The sequence below is a fragment of the Cryobacterium sp. Hz9 genome (assembly GCF_004402825.1).
Classification (GTDB): domain Bacteria; phylum Actinomycetota; class Actinomycetes; order Actinomycetales; family Microbacteriaceae; genus Cryobacterium; species Cryobacterium gelidum.
The window spans coordinates 1-20,828 of record NZ_SOFC01000010.1 but is presented as its reverse complement, the minus strand read 5'-3'; the positions used below and the strand labels follow the sequence as shown (position 1 = coordinate 20,828).

At 59.2% G+C, this 20,828-nt stretch carries 21 protein-coding genes and 2 pseudogenes; 8 read left to right on the top strand and 15 right to left on the bottom strand.

Annotated elements, in window-relative coordinates:
- Positions 1 to 24 precede the first annotated feature (24 nt).
- From E3N85_RS04285 to E3N85_RS04245, 10 genes and pseudogenes are all read right to left on the bottom strand, one after another.
- Complete coding sequence (locus tag E3N85_RS04285; protein ID WP_134459808.1) at positions 25 to 498, bottom strand: MarR family winged helix-turn-helix transcriptional regulator; 474 nt, start codon at positions 496 to 498, stop codon at positions 25 to 27.
- Positions 499 to 1,271: 773 nt separating this feature from the next.
- Positions 1,272 to 4,217 carry a UPF0182 family protein gene (locus tag E3N85_RS04280; protein WP_174722460.1) on the bottom strand — a complete coding sequence of 982 codons (2,946 nt, stop codon included), beginning with the start codon at positions 4,215 to 4,217 and terminating at the stop codon, positions 1,272 to 1,274.
- 620 nt (positions 4,218 to 4,837) lie between these two features.
- Positions 4,838 to 5,401 (bottom strand): hypothetical protein, encoded by a 564-nt coding sequence (locus E3N85_RS04275; RefSeq protein ID WP_134459804.1) that lies wholly within the window; start codon positions 5,399 to 5,401, stop codon positions 4,838 to 4,840.
- 106 nt (positions 5,402 to 5,507) lie between these two features.
- Positions 5,508 to 5,840 (bottom strand): hypothetical protein, encoded by a 333-nt coding sequence (locus E3N85_RS17095; RefSeq protein WP_166783853.1) that lies wholly within the window; start codon positions 5,838 to 5,840, stop codon positions 5,508 to 5,510.
- Positions 5,841 to 6,024: 184 nt separating this feature from the next.
- Positions 6,025 to 6,135, bottom strand: a pseudogene (locus tag E3N85_RS16690) (aldehyde dehydrogenase family protein); the annotation flags it as partial.
- Positions 6,136 to 6,396: 261 nt separating this feature from the next.
- A complete protein-coding gene (locus E3N85_RS04260; RefSeq protein WP_134459799.1) occupies positions 6,397 to 6,582 on the bottom strand; it encodes a hypothetical protein in 186 nt (61 codons plus the stop codon).
- Positions 6,583 to 7,282: 700 nt separating this feature from the next.
- On the bottom strand, positions 7,283 to 7,441 hold the full coding sequence (locus E3N85_RS16210) for a hypothetical protein (protein WP_166783852.1): 159 nt from the start codon (positions 7,439 to 7,441) through the stop codon (positions 7,283 to 7,285).
- Complete coding sequence (locus E3N85_RS04255; protein WP_134459796.1) at positions 7,417 to 8,214, bottom strand: hypothetical protein; 798 nt, start codon at positions 8,212 to 8,214, stop codon at positions 7,417 to 7,419. Before E3N85_RS04255 ends, E3N85_RS16210 begins: the two co-directional genes overlap by 25 nt.
- Positions 8,215 to 8,357: 143 nt before the next feature.
- Positions 8,358 to 8,657, bottom strand: coding sequence for a helix-turn-helix transcriptional regulator (locus E3N85_RS04250; protein ID WP_241978298.1), 300 nt, complete (start codon positions 8,655 to 8,657; stop codon positions 8,358 to 8,360).
- 268 nt (positions 8,658 to 8,925) lie between these two features.
- A complete protein-coding gene (locus E3N85_RS04245; RefSeq protein WP_134459789.1) occupies positions 8,926 to 9,588 on the bottom strand; it encodes a DUF6518 family protein in 663 nt (220 codons plus the stop codon).
- Positions 9,589 to 10,728: 1,140 nt separating this feature from the next.
- On the opposite strand from E3N85_RS04245, the gene E3N85_RS04240 reads away from it, so the two are divergent.
- The 3 genes from E3N85_RS04240 to E3N85_RS04230 all read left to right on the top strand — a co-directional run bounded on the left by E3N85_RS04240 (position 10,729) and on the right by E3N85_RS04230 (position 13,271).
- The gene (locus tag E3N85_RS04240) at positions 10,729 to 11,313 is read left to right on the top strand and encodes a recombinase family protein (RefSeq protein WP_134459786.1); all 585 of its coding nucleotides are present in this window, start codon (positions 10,729 to 10,731) and stop codon (positions 11,311 to 11,313) included.
- A 177-nt stretch (positions 11,314 to 11,490) separates the two neighbouring features.
- On the top strand, positions 11,491 to 12,087 hold the full coding sequence (locus E3N85_RS04235; RefSeq protein ID WP_134459829.1) for a recombinase family protein: 597 nt from the start codon (positions 11,491 to 11,493) through the stop codon (positions 12,085 to 12,087).
- A gap of 83 nt (positions 12,088 to 12,170) precedes the next feature.
- The gene (locus E3N85_RS04230; protein WP_134459783.1) at positions 12,171 to 13,271 is read left to right on the top strand and encodes an NAD(P)-dependent alcohol dehydrogenase; all 1,101 of its coding nucleotides are present in this window, start codon (positions 12,171 to 12,173) and stop codon (positions 13,269 to 13,271) included.
- Positions 13,272 to 13,784: 513 nt separating this feature from the next.
- On the opposite strand, the gene E3N85_RS16205 is transcribed toward E3N85_RS04230, so the two are convergent.
- Together E3N85_RS16205 and E3N85_RS04225 are read right to left on the bottom strand one after the other, a co-directional pair.
- Positions 13,785 to 13,928: a GPGG-motif small membrane protein gene (locus tag E3N85_RS16205; protein WP_166783851.1), complete on the bottom strand. Its 144-nt coding sequence runs from the start codon at positions 13,926 to 13,928 to the stop codon at positions 13,785 to 13,787.
- Positions 13,929 to 14,204: 276 nt separating this feature from the next.
- Entirely contained in the window at positions 14,205 to 14,801 is a 597-nt protein-coding gene (locus E3N85_RS04225; RefSeq protein WP_134459780.1) for a recombinase family protein, read from the bottom strand.
- A 189-nt stretch (positions 14,802 to 14,990) separates the two neighbouring features.
- On the opposite strand from E3N85_RS04225, the gene E3N85_RS04220 reads away from it, so the two are divergent.
- The 3 genes from E3N85_RS04220 (at position 14,991) to E3N85_RS04210 (ending at position 16,573) form a co-directional block, all read left to right on the top strand.
- Positions 14,991 to 15,227 carry a hypothetical protein gene (locus E3N85_RS04220; protein WP_134459778.1) on the top strand — a complete coding sequence of 79 codons (237 nt, stop codon included), beginning with the start codon at positions 14,991 to 14,993 and terminating at the stop codon, positions 15,225 to 15,227.
- A 280-nt stretch (positions 15,228 to 15,507) separates the two neighbouring features.
- Positions 15,508 to 15,951, top strand: coding sequence for a helix-turn-helix domain-containing protein (locus tag E3N85_RS04215; RefSeq protein WP_134459775.1), 444 nt, complete (start codon positions 15,508 to 15,510; stop codon positions 15,949 to 15,951).
- 364 nt (positions 15,952 to 16,315) lie between these two features.
- Positions 16,316 to 16,573, top strand: coding sequence for a hypothetical protein (locus E3N85_RS04210; RefSeq protein WP_134459772.1), 258 nt, complete (start codon positions 16,316 to 16,318; stop codon positions 16,571 to 16,573).
- Between the two features lie 859 nt (positions 16,574 to 17,432).
- On the opposite strand, the gene E3N85_RS16590 is transcribed toward E3N85_RS04210, so the two are convergent.
- Positions 17,433 to 17,711 carry a hypothetical protein gene (locus E3N85_RS16590; RefSeq protein ID WP_206751237.1) on the bottom strand — a complete coding sequence of 93 codons (279 nt, stop codon included), beginning with the start codon at positions 17,709 to 17,711 and terminating at the stop codon, positions 17,433 to 17,435.
- 115 nt (positions 17,712 to 17,826) lie between these two features.
- Positions 17,827 to 18,465 carry an alpha/beta fold hydrolase gene (locus tag E3N85_RS04205; RefSeq protein WP_241978297.1) on the bottom strand — a complete coding sequence of 213 codons (639 nt, stop codon included), beginning with the start codon at positions 18,463 to 18,465 and terminating at the stop codon, positions 17,827 to 17,829.
- Positions 18,466 to 18,783: 318 nt separating this feature from the next.
- On the opposite strand from E3N85_RS04205, the gene E3N85_RS04200 reads away from it, so the two are divergent.
- Both E3N85_RS04200 and E3N85_RS16685 read left to right on the top strand, forming a co-directional pair.
- Positions 18,784 to 19,011, top strand: coding sequence for a YafY family protein (locus E3N85_RS04200; protein WP_134459769.1), 228 nt, complete (start codon positions 18,784 to 18,786; stop codon positions 19,009 to 19,011).
- Between the two features lie 152 nt (positions 19,012 to 19,163).
- A pseudogene (locus E3N85_RS16685) lies at positions 19,164 to 19,325 on the top strand (helix-turn-helix domain-containing protein); the annotation flags it as partial.
- Between the two features lie 42 nt (positions 19,326 to 19,367).
- Here the strand turns inward: E3N85_RS16685 and heR are convergent.
- Positions 19,368 to 20,387: a heliorhodopsin HeR gene (gene heR / locus E3N85_RS04190; protein WP_241978295.1), complete on the bottom strand. Its 1,020-nt coding sequence runs from the start codon at positions 20,385 to 20,387 to the stop codon at positions 19,368 to 19,370.
- Between the last annotated feature and the right edge of the window lie 441 nt (positions 20,388 to 20,828).

Sequence of the window (20,828 nt, the reverse complement as noted above, 5' to 3'; positions counted from 1 at the left end):
AGTCTTGGGAAGGCCCTTATCGGGCTAGATGCCAAGGATCAACAAATCTTCCGACGAGGTCTCCCCGGCAGCCCCGGCAAAGAGTTCAAATGCAGAAACAATTGCGGACTTTTGGTCGGGCGACAAAACGGACAGGATTTCGGCAATGTTGTCGCGGCGCTGCTCCAGGGCATGAGTGACAAGGTTTTGTCCCGCTGGCGTGAGCTCAATGAGTACCTCCCGCCGACTAGTTGGCCTGGTGGTCCGTCTCACCCAACCGGCTTCGACAATGCGATCGATTGCCCGGCTCAACGTGGAGGGAAGGACGCCGATGGCTTCGCCCAGGACGCCCATCCGCAGGGGACCCGAGTTGTCCAACACCACGAGAACACGAAACTGGGGCAACGTCACGACCTCAAGGACATTCGCGACAGATCGAGCCACCACACCCATCAGCGCACGAGAAGCTGTCAACGCAGCATCCGCCGCGCGAGCGTCGAAATCTTCGGCAGGAATCACTTACGACCTCATCTCATGAAATAGTTGTAAGCGTACAACAATTGCAAGCATACATTTATGGCGGGTTGGCACCCAATATAAACCTCAATACCAAGGGCTAATCATCTCCACGGAGTGACTTGGGCGGCTCCGAATCTCGGGAACCTATCCAAACCCCGCACCGACACGTGAGTGAAGGCAAAGTGGTCCCGCGGGTCACGGCACACCGCGTCCCTATGGCCTACTCGTGTAAGGACTCGTCAAGGAGCCAGAGTGTTTGATGCTGCCGACGATGACGGTCAAAAAGCGTCCGTAAGAGGGATCTAGTGCGGGACGGTTCTTTCGGGCAGCACGTGGCATCCCCGCGGAATTGTTCAACTACTTCTTGGACAAAACCCTTTATTTCAAGTGAGTCCGGAAATGGTTTCGCCATGAGGAGGGATTATGCCTGCAGTAATTCAGGAAGTTGCGCCGGGTTGCCGCGAGCAACACTATGAGGCCATGATTGATGATGGCGTCGCGTCGTCGCAACTCTCGTACGTCCTAATCACAGACCCGTATGGACAGCGATCTGATGGTGCAAAGCTTTTTTCGAAGATGTAGTGGCTCGTTCCAGACTGCGAACTTTTAGGCTCGTGCTGCGGGTCTTAATCTTGCCCGCACCGGCAACCCGCACGTACAGGGTCCCGTGGCGCAGCGCAGCGCCATGCGCCACGGGATTGGGATACGACAACGCCGGACTGAATCGGCGCCGCGGACGGTTCATTCGACCCGGCAAGGATCCTGCGCCCTGGCTACTCTCCGAGCAGCGCCAGCATACTCGCGATGGTTTCCGCGAGCCTGTCGTCTGCGGCACCATAGGCGGCAAAGTCGCCCTCGGTCAGAGCGGCCTGCTTCTCGGTGAGCGCCGTGTTGGCGGCCTCTAGGAGCGCTGTTAGTTCGACGTCGGTCTCCGCGTTGCCGGTGCTGGGCGCCGCTGGAACGTCGGTAGACGTGTCGGTGCTGGTGCTGGTGTCGGTGCCTTCGGTCGGGCTGGCTGTGGTCGTGTCATCTTCGGTCACCGGAGCGATCGTGTCCCCGGCATCGGCTCCAGAGTCTCCTCCGAAGAGGGTATCAAGCGCTTGATCGAGAGTGTTCTCGAAGGCGATCTGGTCGCCGAAGGCAACGAGTACCTTCTGTAGCAGCGGGTAGCTGGTCTCACCCGTGGACTGCACGTAGACGGGTTGCACGTAGAGCAGTCCACCGCCGACCGGGAGGGTGAGCAGGTTGCCGTTGAGTACCGTAGATGCCCCTTGACGCAGCAGATTGAGCTCGGTCGATACCGTCGGGTCGGCACTGAAGATGTTCTGTACCTGGCCGGGGCCGGGAACGGTGCCGTCCTTGGGTAAGTTGAGAAGCCGCAGGGTGCCATAGCCTTCTGAGCGTTCTCCGTCCACGTTTCCGGCATCCGCGTCAACGGCGAGGTAGCCGAAGAGTACGCTGCGACTCGACTCGCCGGTGGCTTCAGGCTGGAACGTGGAGTACAGCGAGAACGATGGCTTCTCCGTACCGGGTACCTGCATGGTGAGGTAATACGGCGGCTGCAGGGTGGGGTTCTCGGCTGGAGAGTTCGGATCGTTTGGGGTGATCCAGGCGTCGTCCTTGGAATAGAACGAACTCGGGTCGGTTACGTGATATTGACCCAGAATGGCGCGCTGTACCTTGAACAGGTCGGCTGGGTAACGCACGTGACTCATAAGGTCACCGCTCATCTCGCTCATCGGCTTGACCGTGGACGGGAAGATCTTCTGCCAGGTCTGCAGCAGCGGTTCTTCCTCGTCCCAGGCGTAGAGAACCACTTCGCCGCTGTAGGCGTCGACGGTGGCCTTGACCGCGTTGCGCATGTAGTTCACGTTATCTAACGCGAACGGCTGCGGCGAGGTTTCGGTCTCGGTGTCGGCGATGGCTTCGCTCAGGCTCACCGGGGTGGAGTATGGGTATTCCGCAGATGTGGTGTACCCGTCAACGATCCACTGCACCCGACCGTCAACGACGGAGGGGTAGACCTCAGAGTCGAGGGTCAGATACGGAGCGACCTTCTGCACGCGCGAGACGGGGTCACGGTCGTAGAGAATCTGCGACTCGTCATTGACGGAGTTGGCGAGGAAGATCTGCTCGGACTGGAACTTGAGCGCGTAGAGCAGGCGTGTGAAGGCGTTGTCGAGCTTGGGCCCGCCGTCTTCTCTGAATGTCGTGTAGGTCTGGCCGGCTCCGTCTTCTCCGGACGGGTAGTCCAGCTCGATGGGTTCTGTGCCTTCGGGAGCGCCCACGATGGAGTATTCCGGGGAGGTCGTTCCGAAGTAGATGCGTGGTTCGAAATCACCGAGTTCTCCGGTGGTCGGGATGCCCGACTCGAGGAACGTCGGCTGGCCGTCGGCGGAAAGCTGGTTGCCGTAGGCGGCGACGATGCCATAGCCGTGGGTGTAGACGGTGCGGGAGTTGACCCAAGTGTTTCCGTCGTTGAGGCCGGCGAGGTTGAGGTCGCGAACGGCGACGACAGTGTCTTGTGAGACGCCGTCGATCTCGTACCGGTCGACGCTGAGGTTGGCTGGGAATTGGTAGTACTGACGGAACTGCTCCAGCTGAGCGAAGGAGTCGCTGACCAGAGCCGGATCGAGAATACGAATGTTGGCCGTCGTGGCGGCGTCTTCACGCAGCGCGCCCGGTGTCGCTTCCGTGGTGGCGTTGTACGGAATCTCAACGATGTCCGAGAGATCGTAGGCGTCTCGCGTCAAGTTGATATTTCGTTCAATATAGGGTGACTCGAGCGTACGCGCGCTTGGGTCGACTTGGAAGCGCTGTACCATCCACGGGTAGAGGGACCCAATCAGCAGGCTGCTGATGATTAGCAGCGCGGTGCCGATGACGGGCAGGCGCCAGCGGCCGATGATGGCAGTGACGATGAAGAGAATCGCAACGAGGGCTGCGATGCCGGCGAGAATAGCGCGGCCGGGGATGGTCGCGTTGACCTCGGTGTAGGCGGCGCCGGTGATGATGCCGCCGGTGGCGGTCAGTGTGGAGTATTGGTCGAACCAGATGCTCACAGCCTGCAGCAGCAGGTAGACGCCTGCGGTGACGGCGATCTGCACGCGGGCGGCCTTGCTCAGCAGAACCTCCCGGCCGATGAGACGGATGGAACCATACAGGTAGCTCGTGGCCAGGGCAACGAGAGCCGAGATGAGCACGACGGCTGAGGCAAATCCGAGCACGGACTGGTAGAGTGTCAAGTCAAAAAGGTAGAACGCAATGTCGAAGCCGAACTGCGGATCGGTAGTTCCCACCGGGGTGCGGTTGAGCCACATGAGAATCATCTCCCACTGCGTGGCCGCGGCGATTCCGGCGAACAGCCCCAGCAGCGCCGGGATAGCGTACATCGCGAGTCGACGCAGCGGTTCAATGACTTCCTGGTACCGGTCCAGCTGAGAGTTCAGCTTCGCGTACATCGTACGCATCTGGTACGCGAGCTGCATGCTCACGAACACGGGCACAGACATCGCCACGAATCCGATCAGGAACAGCACGACGTAAGCGACCCACTGTGTGGTCAGAACGTTAAGAAAGCCAAGTTGGGCAAACCACAAGACATCCGTATATAGCCCGGCGAAGATAAAGAACAAGATCACCAGCCCTGCGATGATCGCCGCCGTAATAACTAGCGGGGCTCGGCTCCGGATAGAAGTGCTGGACGAAGATGAAGTCACGAATTAGCCTCTTACTCTCAGTGCTCGGGACACTTAAGACGTTAGCCCGAATCTACTGATCAACGTGTAATGTCAACGCTGTTTTTAGCCAGTATTACCCCTGTGATCAGCTTTAATAATTGTTACTCAAGAAAACTATTTAGCGCCCACGGAGACAACTCATGACTTTATCTGCATCTTTTGACTATCCGAAACATGTCGTCGACTGAGCATCTCCGCGACGTGGCGCAGATGAGGGCCTGACGGTAACTACTTAGGTTTGCCACCCGCTTGATCCAACCGTTCTCGACCAGCCAGCCAGTTCAGGCGGCGTGTGAAAGTAGAGAGATGGGCACCCATCCGGCGGCAAGAGTTTCCGGGCACGGGGGCCTACCGCTGGTGGGGATGACGAGAATCCGAAACGGTGGCATTGGTACGCCGTGAACGGCTCTGACCATGGACCGCACAACCGACTAGCGCCCGCGACGTTGCGAGAGACGATTTCACAGCCTCGGTGCTCGTTCGTAGTTCGCTGGTGCTTCCACCGTTCCGTCCCATTCCCCATTATCCCGGCCGAAGGCAACATTTGCAGTCGCAGAAGCAGCAGTGATCCCGCGAATGTCGCCGCTGATCCGTATATCTCAGTTGCTCGTGCCGTTGGGCAGGTACGGCTCAAGCCATTTCAGGCTGCCGTTTCGAATGGGGATTTGCACTGATTCGATATTTGCTCCGACGGTGATGGTGACATCCGCTACTGCACCTGGTATGTCGTCAGCGGTCTCGAAGAGGGTCGGGTGTTCCTGGAAGGCATATTGCTGCCCCGGATCGAGGGTGACGGAGATCTCGTCATCTTGGTCTGACAGCGTTACCTGGATTTCTTTCTCTGCCCCATTCAGGAGGACCCCGATGAGGCGTGCGGGCTCAGCTTCGCCGTGTGTGACTAAAAGCAGGTTCCTGACTTCGACAGGACCCACCTCCGCGTTCATGCCAAGGTTTTTCGACCCCAGCTCCGTCGGGGGTATGCGCGGGTCGCCGACGCCGGAGCAGCCTGACAACCCCGCGACCACAAGCACCAGCGCCGCAGCACTGACTCGATTACGCCAGACACGCCGCCTAGACGTGAGAGGATCGTCGGTCTGGCTGAGGGAGCGCACGATGCTGCGGTCCGACAGTCGCACGGAGATCAGTGCGAACATTCTGGTCATTGCGGGTCCTCCTGCTTGATCTAATGCGGCTGCTTGTGGTCTTTCTGCTACGGCCATCGCCCGGTGATTTACACTTCCAAGAAATAGCTTATGTGCCGCGCGCAGCTCAACCTATGACCGATACCGCGCGGAAATGGGTGTGTTTGGGGATGATTGCGGGGCGCATTCTGTTGCGGGACGCGATCCAAGAAAATCCTTCTGAGATAGTGGAGCCCGCACCGCACACCGAAAATCCAGTGCTTTCAAGAATGCCGTGACGCTCCTCGGCGCGCAGCAGCGCTTCATCAAAACGTGCTGCCTCTGGACCAACGGTAAGGCCGAGCGCTTCAACCGCACGCTGCAAGCAGAGTGGGCATGCCGGTAGGTATTCACGAGCAGCGCTGAGCGCACCCAAGCCCTTGACTTGTGGCTCAACTACTACAGCACTGAACGTATTCACACGGGCATCGGATCCACCCCGCTCCAGCGAGTGTCACCAACCTGATGACTCAGTACAACTAGTCGGCCCGGTGAAGTCCCCGGCTCTGAGGCCTCAGCCTGAAACTGAGCATTGAACGTACGACGATTGGTCGTGAGACAGATTCTTTTTACTCCTGTGTTAATGCACGACACGGACGGAGGTATCAGTCCGCGACAAAGTACATCCGTTTGTTGACGAATTCTTCCATGCCCAGCGGACCCAACTCACGCCCAAACCCGGAGCGTTTAACGCCACCAAAGGGTAACTCTGCACCCAGAGGACGGCAGTAAAGAACTGACGGCGCGTAGCAGGTGGACCGATCCGTTTCCGTAACCGAAAGACGTAGGCGAGCCCGCTCACGAACGCCACCAAACCGATAACTAACAGCACAAGCGTCACGGTTTTCATGACCGAAGCATAGGCGTCAGCGGAGGGGCCACCCGTGAAGAGATAAACATTGACGCCAACGTGGATGATCGGGCCGATTCAACATTCTTCGATCACCAAGCCAATGTTGTAATCGAATGTTGCCACCTCAGGCCCGCCTTGACCAACCGATGAGCATGAAAAGACTCACGCCGGCGGACATTGCTCCCAGTAGTCCGAACGCGACGCTGCCGTAGCGATTGTTCTCAACCAGAAGCATGATGCCAACAACGACAAGGATCACTCCCAACACGACGAAGACAGCGAAAGCCTTCCAGTGGACCTTTGGTTTCATGGGCGAAGCCTCCCAGTTGATAACCCCGCGGTCAAAGTCGTGATCCGATCTGACGCCGTACTCGACCAGGACACACGAACGGTCGATGAGCACCCCAAACTATTATTTGGGTGTCCAATGACGAAATGCTTTATTACAGTAGCTTTAATTCGCCCCGGCCCTGAATGAGAATACGCACGGTTACGCCAGATCCTGCGAGTGCATCTTAGGCAGAGCCAATTCGATCGCGTTGAAAATCTGGGACTGCTCCCTGATTCCAGCGAGTCCGGGCGCGGCAGCACCTTCGTAAGGGGCGTAGCTACGTGCGTCGATTTTGCTCTCGTGCCCGAGACAGAAAAAGTAAAATGCAGCCCGCCGTTCGGCTGTAACCACTGGCTTTTAAACACCAGAAACGCCTGATCATCGTCCACGCTGACTGTCGTCAGTTTTAGCGCATGCACGAGCGCCGCCTCAATCAATAGACGACACTCCGAGACGGGCACGTCCAACGCGCACGAGGCAACCACGGTCTGCGAATCCAACCGCGTAACACTGGACGTCAGCATCTTCGGCACAGAACCAAATTACGCGCTGAATCCATAAAACCTAGGGCCGAGGTTTGCCCCCACAGGGGCGAACACCGGGGCACCTGAGCATGCGATCGCCGAGTCTGGGTGCGTTCCCGATAGGGGAACCCTCCGCGGGAAGGTTGCTCCAAGCGTCAGTGGGGGCTGGCGGCCACCATCTCCGCCGTATAACGACGGGGAGTCAGACCGATGAGCAGGGCGGCCACCAGGGCCATTTGGCCGGCTATGGCTATGGCTGGTCCGCTGATTGCTGCGTCGCCACCGCTGGTCATGAAGGTGTCGGCGAGCGACATCCCATGTTGAACCCTGCGAACCCATGAAAAGAAGCGGTCGACCCGACCAGGAGCAAGCCCACCACAATGATTCGGCGAGCAGTGAAAAACCACGCGATTCCTCGAATACCGCAGAGGATTGGAAGCGTCACGGCCACGGCTCCCCAGAAGATGGCCCACACCATGAAGAAGGCGTTGCGAGGCGCCTCACCGGCGGCGGACATCGCCGAGTAGATTTCGTCCAGGCTGAGGCCTGGCACCTTTGCGAGAGGGTTCCACACGAAGATGTGCAGAACGCCTGCGGCCACAATCAGTAGGGCGAGCACTGTGAAGGGAAGAGTCATCAGGACTCGGCTCCGCCGTGACCGTTGATGAGAGCTGGCCGGTTTTCTCTTGCAACTGACGGCAACAACGATGGCGGCCAGGGATACCGGGACCGCGAGGATACCGAGGAAGGGCATCACCATCACCACGGCCATGAGAGCGAAGACCACAACGACCCCGGTAGCAAGCGCGAGCCCTGTGCGTCTGCTATCGGAGTCGAAAGCGACGACCAGTGTCCCCAAGCACGCGAAGAGTCCGAGCGTTGCGAGGAAAAAGGCAAGGACCCGTATCCCCAGTCCGAGCGGAGCAATTTCGAACATTTCGTAGCCGCCCCAGAGAAACAAACCGAAGCCCAAGACTGCCGCGCTTCCCAGCAACATGGCAGCCGAGCGCATCCGGTTGGCCACAAGGTTCGCTCTTGTGATGCCGGTCACGCTTGGGTCCGTGCGATCAATCGTGATCGCGGCCATTGCCACACCCCCGACAATTGACCATTGCGATAGCTGCAGATCGCGAGCACCGACCAAGTCGGCCAGCCACTCTTCGCGATAACGCTGGCGCGCGAGCGCGGGAAGCGTCCAGGCCACCGCGGCTACCAACGAGTCTGCAATGCTCACGCCCGTGCCGCCGCTGCTTGTGCCGTTAACCGAGCTTGTCGATCCCGAACTCCGGCTACGACAGTGAGGGCAGACGCTTTTGCCCCGTCCGAGAGCAAGTAGAGCCGACGGCGCGGTCCACTGCGATCAGTGTCCTCATCCCACTGCGAAGCGGCCCACCCCAAGCGTTCAAGCCTCTCCAAAATCGGGTACACACTTCCCGCGGGCCGTCCCGTCACCTTCACGATTCTCAATCCCCAGACTGGGTCACCGGCATTCAAGAGCACCTCGAGTACATCTGCCGTGGCGGGGGTCATGCGACCTAAAGGTTTCATGTCGCCAATCTATCTATATAGATTTGGGTGGGTCAAGGTCTATTTGCCCAGGCACGCCGCCAGAGCAATCCGGCAACACCCTGTGACCCCGCCCGCAAGAGGAACCCCTACGGGACGCTTGACTTGCGTGTCAGAGCGACTGCCCGCACCGCCTCGACGACGAAGCTCGGGTCGATCGAGTAGGGGCTGGTCCCCGTGGACGGCCGAACCTTGATCCGGAATCTGGATGCGTTCTAAGCCTTGGTTGCGTCTAAATCAGCGACAGAACGACGGGTAGAACTACGGCAACGCCTACATATGCGAATGCAGTAAGCGGGATGATGCTGAGTAGGGGCAGCGGTTGGTGTCGAGTACGAGGAAGGGTAGCGAGTAGGAACCCAACGCCGAGGATTGCGAATACGTACCAACCGTCCGAGAATCCTGCCGTCACTACGTCAGTCTTGCTGAGCCGGTAGAGCGCTTCCGAGAAGAAGAGCGAAGCCATGAGAGCGACGCCGTACGTCGCCCAACGAGACCGCGTTTTGAAAAGGTACCCGGCCAGCCCGAGGAGCGGGCCGAACATGAGAGCGCCAATCATGTAGTAGGTGTCGCCGGTCCAGCTTCCGATGATCCCGAATTGCGCCCACATTCCTATGTAGAAGCCGACATCAGCGGCGAGAACCGAGAAAAGCCCGGCGACTGCCGCTAAGCCGCCCGTGACCGACAGGTAGCCGACGAAATAGGCGATGATAAGCCAGACCGAATAGCAGTTCGTCAACTGAACGAGGGGCTCTGGAAGGTAGGTCTGCCCGAGGGACGTCAGATGGCCCCAGACCAGACCTGCGCTGATTAGTCCCGGCAGGCGCCCGAGACCAGCAGCTGAGAGTACGCGCGGACGTTCTCGATTCCCAGGGACTGCCACCGTACTTTCCATACGGCGAGGCTAGCAGCGCCAGAAGTCGACGAGTTTCTGTGACCCTATTCGCCGTTTGTGCTGCGCGCCGAGGTGATTCTCCGACGCGCGTGGCATCGGCGCCTGAACCCTCGCACACGTTCGCTCGAGGGAAACAGCCACTCCACTTAAATATGCCCTCACCGCGTTCCCGTACGAGGAACCCCCTGCGGGACAGCTATTGTCACCGACGATGACGCCGCTATCGTCAAATACCGCGACAGACAACAATTGTCATCGGTTCCTCCATCCCGACTGCAGCGTCAACGGTTCGACGTATCTCGGTTGCAGTATTTTGGGAGTCGTGGCTGGTGCCGCGGTCAGTTCACAAATCCGGGCCGTTTTGACGAGGGGAAGTACCGTGAATCCAAAGCGATATTTCGGCACGATGGCAGTTGTTGGAGTTCTTATTATGGCCGTGGGCGCCTTCCTTATCTGGCAAGAAGTGTTCCCGCTTATTGTTTCGATTGTGTTCGCGGCCGGCGGGTGCGGCGTGCTCATCCTGAGCGTTGTGGCATCGGTTCGAAAAAGCCCCCCCTACTGAGCTGGACACTGAAACTTCGTCGTTCGAGATGCGAGAGCAACTGGGATCACCGAGCCACCGACGAGAAGTGACCTGCCGCAGGCATTTCAAAATGTTGTATGAGCGGATTTTTTACGTTTCCCATGTTGGCTGCCAACAACCATGATGGTGGGCTTCATGGGTCTTAATTCCCCCTCTCGTCTGCACCGCTGGTTCAAACCGCTGAAGACCTTCCTTTGGTCCCACAGGAGGAACCCCTATCGGCCTCGTAGGAATTGGAAGATCACACGGATATATTGACACCATGACTGGCAGACGGATGATTTTGTGGGTCGGCAGGCACCAGGTCGGGCTCAGCCTCGCAATGGTCGTGCTCTGGCTAGCAAATGCAACGATCCAGATAATTGCGATCGCGAACGGAGACACGGGAACCAACGGAGGGCACGTTTTTAGTCTGGTTCTCGCTCTGCTGCTAGCCGTCCTCTCAGCTGCAAGCGCGGTCATCGCTTTGACTGCCAAGGCGAAAAAGACCGCGAAGGATCAGACGCATCGAGCTGTCCCGTAAGTCGAACGGGGGCTAACCGGTTCACTTCAGAAGCATGACCGGGATGCTTATAGGCTACGCGCGCATATCAACCAACGACCAAGACCTCACCGCCCAAAAGAACGCCCTTGCCGCCCTCGGCGTCTCAGTCCAGATGACGTTCACCGATCAGGGCCTCACCGGAACGAACCGTGCCCGACCAGGTCTTCGCGAAGCGCTAGCCGCCTGCCGAGCCGACGACACCCTCGTCGTGACCAAACTCGACCGACTGGCGCGCTCGCTTCGCGATGCCAAAGACATCGTCGACGACCTCACCCTTCGTGAAGTGAAGCTCAGCATCGGCGGTTCCGTTCACGATCCAACCGATCCAGTTGGAAGGCTCCTCTTCAATGTGCTCGCGATGGTCGCTGAATTCGAGGCCGACCTGATCCGAGCACGTACTCGCGAGGGGATGCAGGTCGCCAAAGCGGCCGGCCGGCTCCGCGGCAAGCAACCCAAACTGACTCCGGCGCAGGAAAAACAACTGGTCGAGGTGTACCAGCGCGGCGAACACACCACCGCGCAGATCGCTGAACTCTTCAGCGTCGCCAGGTCCACGGTCTACCGGGCAATCCAACGAGCCGGCGATGCCTCAACCTGAGCAATCTTTGTGCAGATGAGTACGAGTAGACGGGCGTTTTGTGCAGAGAAGTAGGGAAACATTCCGATCCGCACTCGCCTGCACACCCCCGGAAAATCGAGGCCCTTCGTGCAGGCGAGTATGAAAAACGACACTCGTCTTGTCACGTAATCGAACGGATAAATGACAGGGGTCAGCATGCTCGGCGGGTATACGCGGGTTTCGAAGGCCGACGGGTCGCAGAGCACTGACCTGCAGCGGGACGCACTCTTGGTGGCTGGCGTTGACCCGGGCGACCTCTATGAGGACCGTGCTTCCGGAAAGAAGGACGATCGTCCGCAGCTGGCGGCCTGCCTGAAAGCTCTCCGCGAGGAGGACACTCTCTTGGTGTGGAAGCTCGACCGTCTCGGCCGAGATCTACGCCACCTCGTCAATACGGTGCATGACCTCACCGACCGCGGAATCGGCCTCAAGGTGCTCACCGGCGAGGGCGCCGCGATCGACACTACGACTGCATCTGGGAAGCTCGTCTTCGGTATCTTCGCGGCTCTCGCGGAGTTCGAGCGGGCGGTCGTCTCCGAACGTACCGTCGCTGGGCCGGCCGCAGCGCGAGCACGGCGGAGGACGGGCGGGACGCCGGCCAAGGTTCGCCTAGCTATGGCTGCGATGGGGCAGCGGGAAACCAAAGTGGGCGACCTCTGCAAAGAACTGGGTGTCACCCGGCAGACGCTGTACCGCCATGCCTCCCCATCGTGGGAGCTGCGACCAGACGGCGCGAAGCTTTTCTCCAGATAGCGTAAATTGTGGCCCATCCGAAAAAAGAGCAGACTGATAATGGCTAGCGCGACATTGCGCCGCGGGCCGAAGGGGTAGATGAAATGAAGGTAACCGCTGCTGTCGCTCTCACCAAGGGCGAGCCACTTGCGATTCAGGAGCTCATTCTCGATGCGCCTCGCGCTACCGAGGTTCAGGTGCGTATGGTCGCTACGGGTGTCTGCCACACCGACGCCATCGTGCGCGATCAGCTGTATCCCACCCCGCTGCCCGCCGTGCTCGGCCACGAAGGTGCCGGGATCGTCGAGGCTATTGGGGAGGGCGTGACAAGTGTCGAAGTCGGCGACCATGTGCTTCTTAGCTTTTCCAGTTGTGGGGTGTGTTCTTCCTGTGTCTCTGGGCATCCCTCGTACTGCATCCATCTCTACGACCTTGACTTCAGTGGTGCCCGTCCCGATGGTTCGACCGCGTTCACTGCTGACGATGGCACGCCCGTTTCCTCTCACTTCTTTGGTCAGTCGTCGTTTGCTTCGGTCAGTAACGTCGCCGAGCGCAGCGTCGTCAAGATCTCCAAGGATGCACCGTTGGAGCTTATGGGTCCGCTCGGTTGCGGCATCCAGACCGGCGCAGGCGCTGTGCTCAACGTTCTCCGGCCGGAAGCCGGCAGCAGCATCGCCATCTTCGGATCCGGAGCGGTGGGGATGTCCGGTCTTCTCGCCGCCGTCGTTGCTAACGCCACGACGATCATCGCCGTAGACATTGTCGACAGCCGGCTGGAGTTCGCCAAGACACTTGGCGCCACCCACACCATCAACAGCAAGGACGAGGATGCCGTCGCGCGGATCCGCGAAATCACTGGTGGCGGGGTGAACTACGCTCTCGACACGACCGGCAACAAATTCGTTTTCGCCCAGATGACTAAATCCCTCGGCGTCCTTGGACATGGTGCCCTCGTCGGTGCGGCGGCGCCTGGTACCGAGGCACCGATCGATATCGGCAGTCTGCTGCTGACCGGGCTGAAAATCAGCATGGTGATCGAGGGCGACTCCGTGCCGCAAACTTTCATACCCCAGCTGATCTCGCTCTACGAGGCCGGCGTGTTCCCGTTCGACAAGCTCGTCAAAAAGTACGACTTCACTGACATCAACGAGGCCTTTGCTGATAGCGAGAGCGGCGTGACGCTCAAACCAGTCGTCATCTTTTAGATCTGCGTGTGGTGCCTGTCTTACTCATTCGCGGCAGGCGACACCGGCTGGTGGCCCTCTCGTGCGGCGGCTTTGGGCCGCGCCGGTCACTTTCCTGCTTCGGCTATCAGACCTGGACGCCGTCAATCGTGAAGGCACCACCGATGAGTGGGCAGTTGGTGTTAACGGTGCGGAGCAACCCGTGCGCGGGAATCCTTTCGAGTGAGCCATCTGGGTTTTTAGCGTTCGCGTCAATGGGGGACTGAGCTAAGCGGGCGGGAGGGACCGCACTCGCGAGTGAAGTCCCTCCCGCCCGCTCGTCCATGTGGCTTTGTCGAGCGCCGGGTTTGGTGAAGGCTCGGTTAGACCCGTGCATGCCCGTCCGCTCCGCGAGACGATCGCAAGTGTCAGGAAAAGCTATGGCCTCCTCGACGTCATGCAGCGCTCAGACAACGAAGAGCGTCAGTGGATCCTTCACGCCGAAACCGTTCCGGAGTTCCGCCACGCCCCGAAACGGCTACTCGATCCGCAATCTCAAGTGAAGAGGCTCACGCCTCCTGGACCAACCAACAGTCCCACGACGATGAGCACAATACCCCAGAGCATCTGGCGTCGAAATAGCGCGACAATGCCTGCAATTACGAGGATTACCGCAATGATCCAGAGAATTGTCGCCATGGTGCTGCTCCATTTCATTCAGCGCCGACGGGCCGTACGCCCACAGCGGTTTTCGATCTGTTGAAGCGAACGTACCCCTGCTCGGTCTCTAACCACTGTGTTTTATCCAGAATGTCGTGGAGGTGAGACTCTGTCATCATCTGTTAGCGGCCATGCGAAACGACCAAGAAAACCCAAGCACGGTCACGTCCCGCTGAGTGGTGGAGTTTCTTAACACCGTACGGGCCGTGACCTAACGGCTAGCGCTTGGTGGCGGCGTCACGTGCCAGAGTCTCGTCAGCAGGTTGATCTGGCAGTAGCCCGAGGGCGCGCGCGGCGGTAGAAGGTCGCTCGGGACATTCCAAAATCGAGCGCGACCTGCGCCGCTGTCTCTCCACCTTTTATGAGCCGGTGGGCATTTCGGATTTGACCGTCGGTAATGAGTCGCGGTCGCCCGCTGAGATCTTTTCCGGCGTCGCAGCGCTTGTTGATCGAGTCGAGTATGCGCTCTCGCGTGATTTCGTGTTCCATTTGACCGAGCGCCGCCATGATCGTGAATAGCATGGTCTCCATCGGTGTCGCAGTGTCGACGTCGCCGCCGCCCAGGTCGAGCACCCTCAGGCCGGCGCCGCGGGCGCGGAGCTCTTTGGCGAAAACGAGCATGTTCTGCGTCGATCGCCCGAGCCGGTGCAGAGTCGTGATGACGAGAGTGTCGCCCGCCTCGAGAGCGTCAAGCGCGCGATCGAAGTAAGGCCGCGATGTGCGAGCGCCTGAGATCCCATGGTCGCCATAGAGATCATCACGCCGGATACCACCGGCCAGAAGGTCTACCTCCTGCCGGTCGGTGGATTGCTGGCGCGTGGAGACGCGCGCGTAGCCGATCAGCTTCGTCACGGTGGTCCTAGGGTGTCTCATAACTAACGTTGAGTACCGCAATTTAACCAGAAGGTTATACGACGTAGTTATGAGACTCGCCGCGCCGCGAGATTCCGCCGATTCTAAGGAGGCGCAGGTCACGGCCGCGAGACGTCTTATATCCCTAGGGTTTCGGGACATGATGAGTGAGCGCAGTAGGCTTCGAGCATGATAGGTCCTGACCATGCTGAGTCCGAAATAGATTCGAAGCGCACCAGCACCGCTTATCTCGGCGGCGCCATCGTCATCATCGCATTTTCGATTCTTACCATTGAGAATGCGTCGCAATGGTTCGACTACGTTTCCCGCGCCATCTTCCTTTGCATCGCAGGCATGCTTGCGTACAAGGGAATCCAGTCGGTTATCAAACGTCGGCACTCTGCTGATAAGCACGCGTCCCAGTAGTTCCCCGGTACAAATTCCTGGTTCAATGCGGTAAGTCAACGCGTTGATTTACCCCTCGATATCGGTATGCGCTCGAAGGACTCGCCCGCGAAGTGGTCCTTCGGGGCTTCGAAGTGGGCACATCGACAAGCGATGTCGCCGAGTCGAGCCGCTCAATTCGGTCTTGCAGTTATATCTGCAAGGATCTAGGCTGGAGGATGAGGCCGCGCCACGCGCCGCCAACACGGGCCAGATTCATCAGTCGGATCTGCGGCCACGTCGAGAAGAGAGAAGTGTTGTCATGGCGCCCAATGTGCTGGTGAACGGATCCCTTCTCGTGGATGAAACAGTCCGCCGCTCTGCCGAGATGTTCATCGAGCATGTTCACGATCGAAACATCACCGCGGCCTCGTTGACTCTCGATGACGGCACGACTCTTGAGCTGGACGGCGCGCTGGCCGAGCTTATGCAGTTCGTCATCCGAACGTTGCCTTCGGGCGCAGTGAACGTGCAATCGGTTCCTAGTGAGATGACGTCAACGACCGCCGCAAGCATCCTCGGGATCTCCCGGCCGACGCTTATGAAGTTAGTGCGGGACGGCCTGCTCCCCTCGCACAAAGTGGGAGCGCATCACCGTTTCAAGCAAGCGGACGTCGCCATCCTCGCGAAGGCTCGTACTGCTGCTCGACTGGACGCCTTCGCCAGACTTCGTGAACTGGATGAGGCTCTCGAAGCGGCGGAGTAAAACAAGGGTGGAACGCGCGTCCACCCCAGACCGATAATGTGGACTCGTGCACCGCGTATTCGTCGACTCCAACATCCTAGGAAGCCGCACCCTCTACGACTGGCTGTTCATGCTGCGCAACCAATCCAAGATGTTTAGTCTGAGCGTGACTCCGGACGTGCTAGACGAAACCCATTGCGTGTGGCGCAGAAAGCATCCGTAGTCGGGCGGAGAGCTGCGGAAAAACCGCGAAGCGCTGTTTCGTGAGAACTTCGACGAGATCCTCGAGGACTGGACGGGTGGCGAGGCTCCGAGTCTGAAAGACAAAGACGATCAGCACGTCCACAACGCGGCCGTCTACTGCCAGGCAGACATTCTGCTCACAATGAACATCAAGGACTTCGGCGACCCGGACCTGCTGCCGTATGATCTCTACACGCCCGACCAGTTCTTCTGCCTGGTGGAGAGCAGCTATTCATTTCTCGTCCGCGAGGTCACTCGGTCGCAGAACAGCTATTGGCAGAACCGACGCGCCAAAGGCGACTCTGTGACGGGCCTGGCCGAAGCGCTCGAAAAAGCGGGCTGTCCGAAATTAGCGGCAATCGTGGCTAAGCACCTTCGGATGCTGTCGGGACCCACCTAGCCCACGCCGAGAGAATCGCCCTCGCAGAAGTTGGCGAATTCAACGCGAGGCAGCCGCAGGGTACCTTCCTCGGACGCGCGATCACGTTTACGATCCCCTACGCTGATCAGCCTCATCTCAGATGACGAGTCCTGGTTTGTGTCCCGGATAGTCGCAGTACTACTCGACTTCCAGCAGTGCCTGCTTCAGGTTTCAGTTTCCAAATGCGTTGGCCGCGGCCGACCCCACGGCCCACGCGGTCCTCGCAACCCTCAGAACTGCTAGAGATGTCCTGATACATGAACTGTCAGAGATGTCCTGAGACATCACACATCACCGGCGAGGCCGCCCCAGGGCGTGCCCACATTCTGCCCACACTTCAAGAAATTCGAGGTGATTGTTGAAGTGCCATGGTGACCGAAAACCGTTGATTTTACGGGCATCGTGACCTTCCGCTAGGCTATGACTGTGCGGGACTTTGAGTTCAAATCCCACCGGTACCGCCACGAAAAACCCCCTATATCCCAGTGTTTCACTGGGGAGTAGGGGGGTTCTTCTTTGCTCAAATGGCCATTTTGGCAACACTTGAAAAAATTTCGGTGCGAAAGACGAGCATCAACGTGATGAAAAGTGGCCCGTCGCGCCTATTGCGAGATATACGTTTGTGCCTCGCTTCGCCTGAAGCCACCGGTCGACGTGTCAGAATTTCAACTCCCACTGATCGCGGGTCAACTTGAGCGTCGACGTCTGCGCTGGCCCCGGCCACCCCGAGCTTTTGGTAGGCGTCTTCGACCATTCCGGGATCTGGCTGGGGTCGCGCGCGTCTACCGCGTAAGCCTGGTCCCTCACGCGATCGTCACCGTTTACCTTGCGGACTCGATCACTCAAGCGTCGAAAACGATGCGATTCCGTGGCCGGGCCGGCGCTGATCCCGGCGAACAGGATCAGTGATGCCGACAGCCAACAGATTCTGTTGAACGAGAACAAGCAGGTCAAGGACCGCCGCCGCCTGCCACGCCACCCCGCCCGCCTCACCGACGCGAAATCGTTCATGGCCTCGTTCGTCGACGGCTACAACCACGAACATCGTCATACCGGGATCGGCCTCAACACGCCCGCCGACGGCCGCTACGGCCTCGCAGCAGCCAAGGCCATTCAACGAGCAGCGACGCTGGAGACGCGGCCCGGAAACGCTTCCCCGAGCGATTCAGCACCAACCACGCGCCCCAGATGCCTAAATGACGTGTCAACTAAACCTTCGTCCGTCCCGGCGGCTAGTGGTCGACCGTTGCGGCGATGGCTACGGCGAGGTCTGCTGGTCGGCTCCACATGGGCCAATGCCCGGTCGGGAGATCGATGAGTTCGAGATCGCGGAGGAGTGCGGCTTCAGCCATCATCGGATTACCTTCGTGAGCCATTTGCATTAGCACCCGAGAGGGGTACAAACAGGCGATGATCGTCGATGGCACGCTTCGGCGGGAATCGTTCTCCAGACTTACCTGGTCGCGCATCACACTTGCGGGCATCGGCACTGCTCGCTGACGGAATAGTTCGAGCGCTTCCTTGCTCAGGCCGTCGAGACTGGCAGCCAGTTGCTCGAACGGTGGCAGCGCCACCTCCTGCACATCAGACGGCACCGACGTATCGAACGCTGATCCGTCAGCGACCGGCCCACTATCGACGTAGATGATGCGATCGACCACGGTTGGGTCCTGGTCGAGGAGCATGGAGGCGGAGAAACCGGCGCCACTGTGGGCTACGAGGACGACGGAGGAGTCGTCGGCACCAGCAGTGCTGACGGCCGAGCGTAAAGAGTCCACCTGGTCGGCCAAGGTTCTCTCCGCACGATGAGGGTCGTTGGGATCGAGACCCGACATCGTTACCGGGATGACGTTGTGGCCGCGGTCGCGCAGATGGGCCGCGACAGCGTCGTTCGCCCATCCACCAAGCCAGTAGCCGGGTACGAGAACAAATGAGGCTTGGGTGGGCTGTCTTTCTTCATGATTTCATCTTTGTTCGCGTTCCGTCTACCACCGGTGAACCTCACAGCATCACAAGCATTGGCCCTTAGTGCGGCAGTGGCGACGGCCGCGCAAGCTCCGTTCTCGGACTCGGCGCGTGCTTCGATCCTCAAAGTGCTTGACGTACTTGATCCAGTGTTCCGTCGGAAAGCCGCTGAGCTCTCCAGCCGCGTATGAGTTGACGTCGGCCCGTCAGCCGAATGGCGCGTGATGTCCGCGCTCGAGCAAGCCACCGTTGACCAGGTCACCGTCAACCTCACCTACACCGACGCGGAGGGGCAAACCACACGACGCGAGGTGGAACCAATGATCTTCGCTCTCACCGCTGGCCAGTGGAAGCTCGTCGCCTGGTGCAGACTCCGAGAGGGCATTCGCTGGTTCGCCCTAACCAGGATTCAGCGCGCAACGGTCACACGCCATCCGTCTACGGGACATTAGATCGAAGAGATAGGTAAACCGCCCACGCTTGCGCATTCCGTCCATTTCTGAGAGTCGCTTCGGCGGGGGCCAGCTATTGGCGCAGAAGCCGGTTGGTGTTCTCGTTCGATCATCGCTGCCACGGAGACCACGGATCACAAAGTAGACGTCCGATTCGCCAGGAGGAGCGTCTGCGCATCGCAGATCTACGGCTTGGCGGTGCCGACATTCGCGCGATGGCACGGGATCTGGGGCGCTCCGCGTCGACGATTAGCCGTGAGTTGCGTCGCAACTCCCACCCGACAACGCGCAGCTACCGGCCATATGCCGCGCAGAATTGTTGATGCCGTTGATGCTGTTGATGCCGACGACGTCGATCAGCCGGTGATTGCCGGAATGATGGCGCCGGAAAACACCTGCCAGGCGAGCGCGGTTTTGGCTACCAGGCTCAAAGTGATGTACGCGCGTTCGCCTTGAAGATAACTCTTCCACTTACCGACCTGCTTGTACTGCAGCCATTGGTTGATCGCAAAGGTATTGAAGAACAGGAATAGAGAAATAACAATGCCGACGACGAAGCTGGGGATAGCGACGTCGCTGGCGCTGCCCGGTCGCAGGAAGTAGATAAGGATGAGGATCCAAGGAACGATGCCGACCATGCACCCGAAAATGAATGGCACCAATCCGCGGGAACCGGGACGCTCATATTTCTCTTGCAAGGCACCAAACATGATCATGGCCGCATTAATAGCGAAGACCGCGAACAGCGCACCAATATCCGTAACGCCGTTGATCGCCAGGATGAGCCAGATCATGATCGATGAACTCAGGGAGTATTCGACCCAGCGGAAATAGTTGTGCGTGTTCTTGAGACCGTTCTTGTACCGCGCGAAAAACCACGGGCTCGAAATAAGGAAGTGAAAGAAGGCGCTGAGGGCGAGGAAAGCGACGACACCGGCACCGATATTCACCTCGAACACGGTGACCCGCTCCGGTGGAATTGGAAACCCGGGGGGACCAGCCAAATAGTCCGCCGTCACCGCGAACAGAACCTGCGAACTCAGGGTGCTCAGAATCACCGAAAAGAAGATCGCCTGGAGCAGGTGCAAACTTCCGGCGACGACGTTATAGATTCGCAGCCGATCGATCTGCTCGTCCGGTGTGTACATTTTCTTGGCCAAGGCCATCTCCTTCTTTGGGCGTGCCTGACCTCGCAACACGGCGAGCTGACGGTGCCAGACTCCTGCGGTCATCATGGCACTATCAGGCGCGTTGTCGGTGACGCGTCGCGACCACAAACTGAAGTGCCGCAATGGCATCGCCACCAATGCGTCCACTGGAGTCTCCGCCTCCATTGCGCTTTGGCGGCATTTTGTGATCCTTATCTGTTGTGGCACCGCGCAGACGGCCGCGGTGATGCCGGTGAGCGCCTCGGCGAGGTTGCGCGGAGGCGTTCGACGTGCGGTGGGCTGAGGAAGATGAAGATGAGGAGGGCACGAACGTGACCCAGATGGTCACGAGCGCCCCGATGCTGGCAGCGACCCAGGGGTCGAGGTCGGCGGGTTTGTGGTGGGCCCCGATGAAGCTGACGAACTGGACCACCATAATCAGGGGCCGAGTGTGGTCTCGGCTTCTTGGTTGCATCCCTGCGATGGACACCGCGAGTACTGGGGATAGACGCCTGTTGAGTTGCGACGCGGAATACTGGAAACGTAAAAAACATGCGTATCGTCTCCGCTTGTCGACGACGGTTGAAAATTGAGCCACTATCGACGGTGAAAACTGAGCCACTTGTTGTGTGTTCTATTGTGCCGCGTTCTCGGCGCGGACTGAAGGTA

Coding starts and splice junctions, on each gene's coding strand:
- E3N85_RS04275 (WP_134459804.1), bottom strand. CDS start 5,401: ATGACCAGAATGTTCGCACTGATCTCCGTGCGACTGTCGGACCGCAGC.
- E3N85_RS04260 (WP_134459799.1), bottom strand. CDS start 6,582: ATGAAACCAAAGGTCCACTGGAAGGCTTTCGCTGTCTTCGTCGTGTTG.
- E3N85_RS16210 (WP_166783852.1), bottom strand. CDS start 7,441: ATGTCGCTCGCCGACACCTTCATGACCAGCGGTGGCGACGCAGCAATC.
- E3N85_RS04255 (WP_134459796.1), bottom strand. CDS start 8,214: ATGGCCGCGATCACGATTGATCGCACGGACCCAAGCGTGACCGGCATC.
- E3N85_RS04250 (WP_241978298.1), bottom strand. CDS start 8,657: ATGACCCCCGCCACGGCAGATGTACTCGAGGTGCTCTTGAATGCCGGT.
- E3N85_RS04245 (WP_134459789.1), bottom strand. CDS start 9,588: ATGGAAAGTACGGTGGCAGTCCCTGGGAATCGAGAACGTCCGCGCGTA.
- E3N85_RS04240 (WP_134459786.1), top strand. CDS start 10,729: ATGACCGGGATGCTTATAGGCTACGCGCGCATATCAACCAACGACCAA.
- E3N85_RS04235 (WP_134459829.1), top strand. CDS start 11,491: ATGCTCGGCGGGTATACGCGGGTTTCGAAGGCCGACGGGTCGCAGAGC.
- E3N85_RS04230 (WP_134459783.1), top strand. CDS start 12,171: ATGAAGGTAACCGCTGCTGTCGCTCTCACCAAGGGCGAGCCACTTGCG.
- E3N85_RS16205 (WP_166783851.1), bottom strand. CDS start 13,928: ATGGCGACAATTCTCTGGATCATTGCGGTAATCCTCGTAATTGCAGGC.
- E3N85_RS04220 (WP_134459778.1), top strand. CDS start 14,991: ATGATAGGTCCTGACCATGCTGAGTCCGAAATAGATTCGAAGCGCACC.
- E3N85_RS04215 (WP_134459775.1), top strand. CDS start 15,508: ATGGCGCCCAATGTGCTGGTGAACGGATCCCTTCTCGTGGATGAAACA.
- E3N85_RS04210 (WP_134459772.1), top strand. CDS start 16,316: ATGAACATCAAGGACTTCGGCGACCCGGACCTGCTGCCGTATGATCTC.
- E3N85_RS04200 (WP_134459769.1), top strand. CDS start 18,784: ATGTCCGCGCTCGAGCAAGCCACCGTTGACCAGGTCACCGTCAACCTC.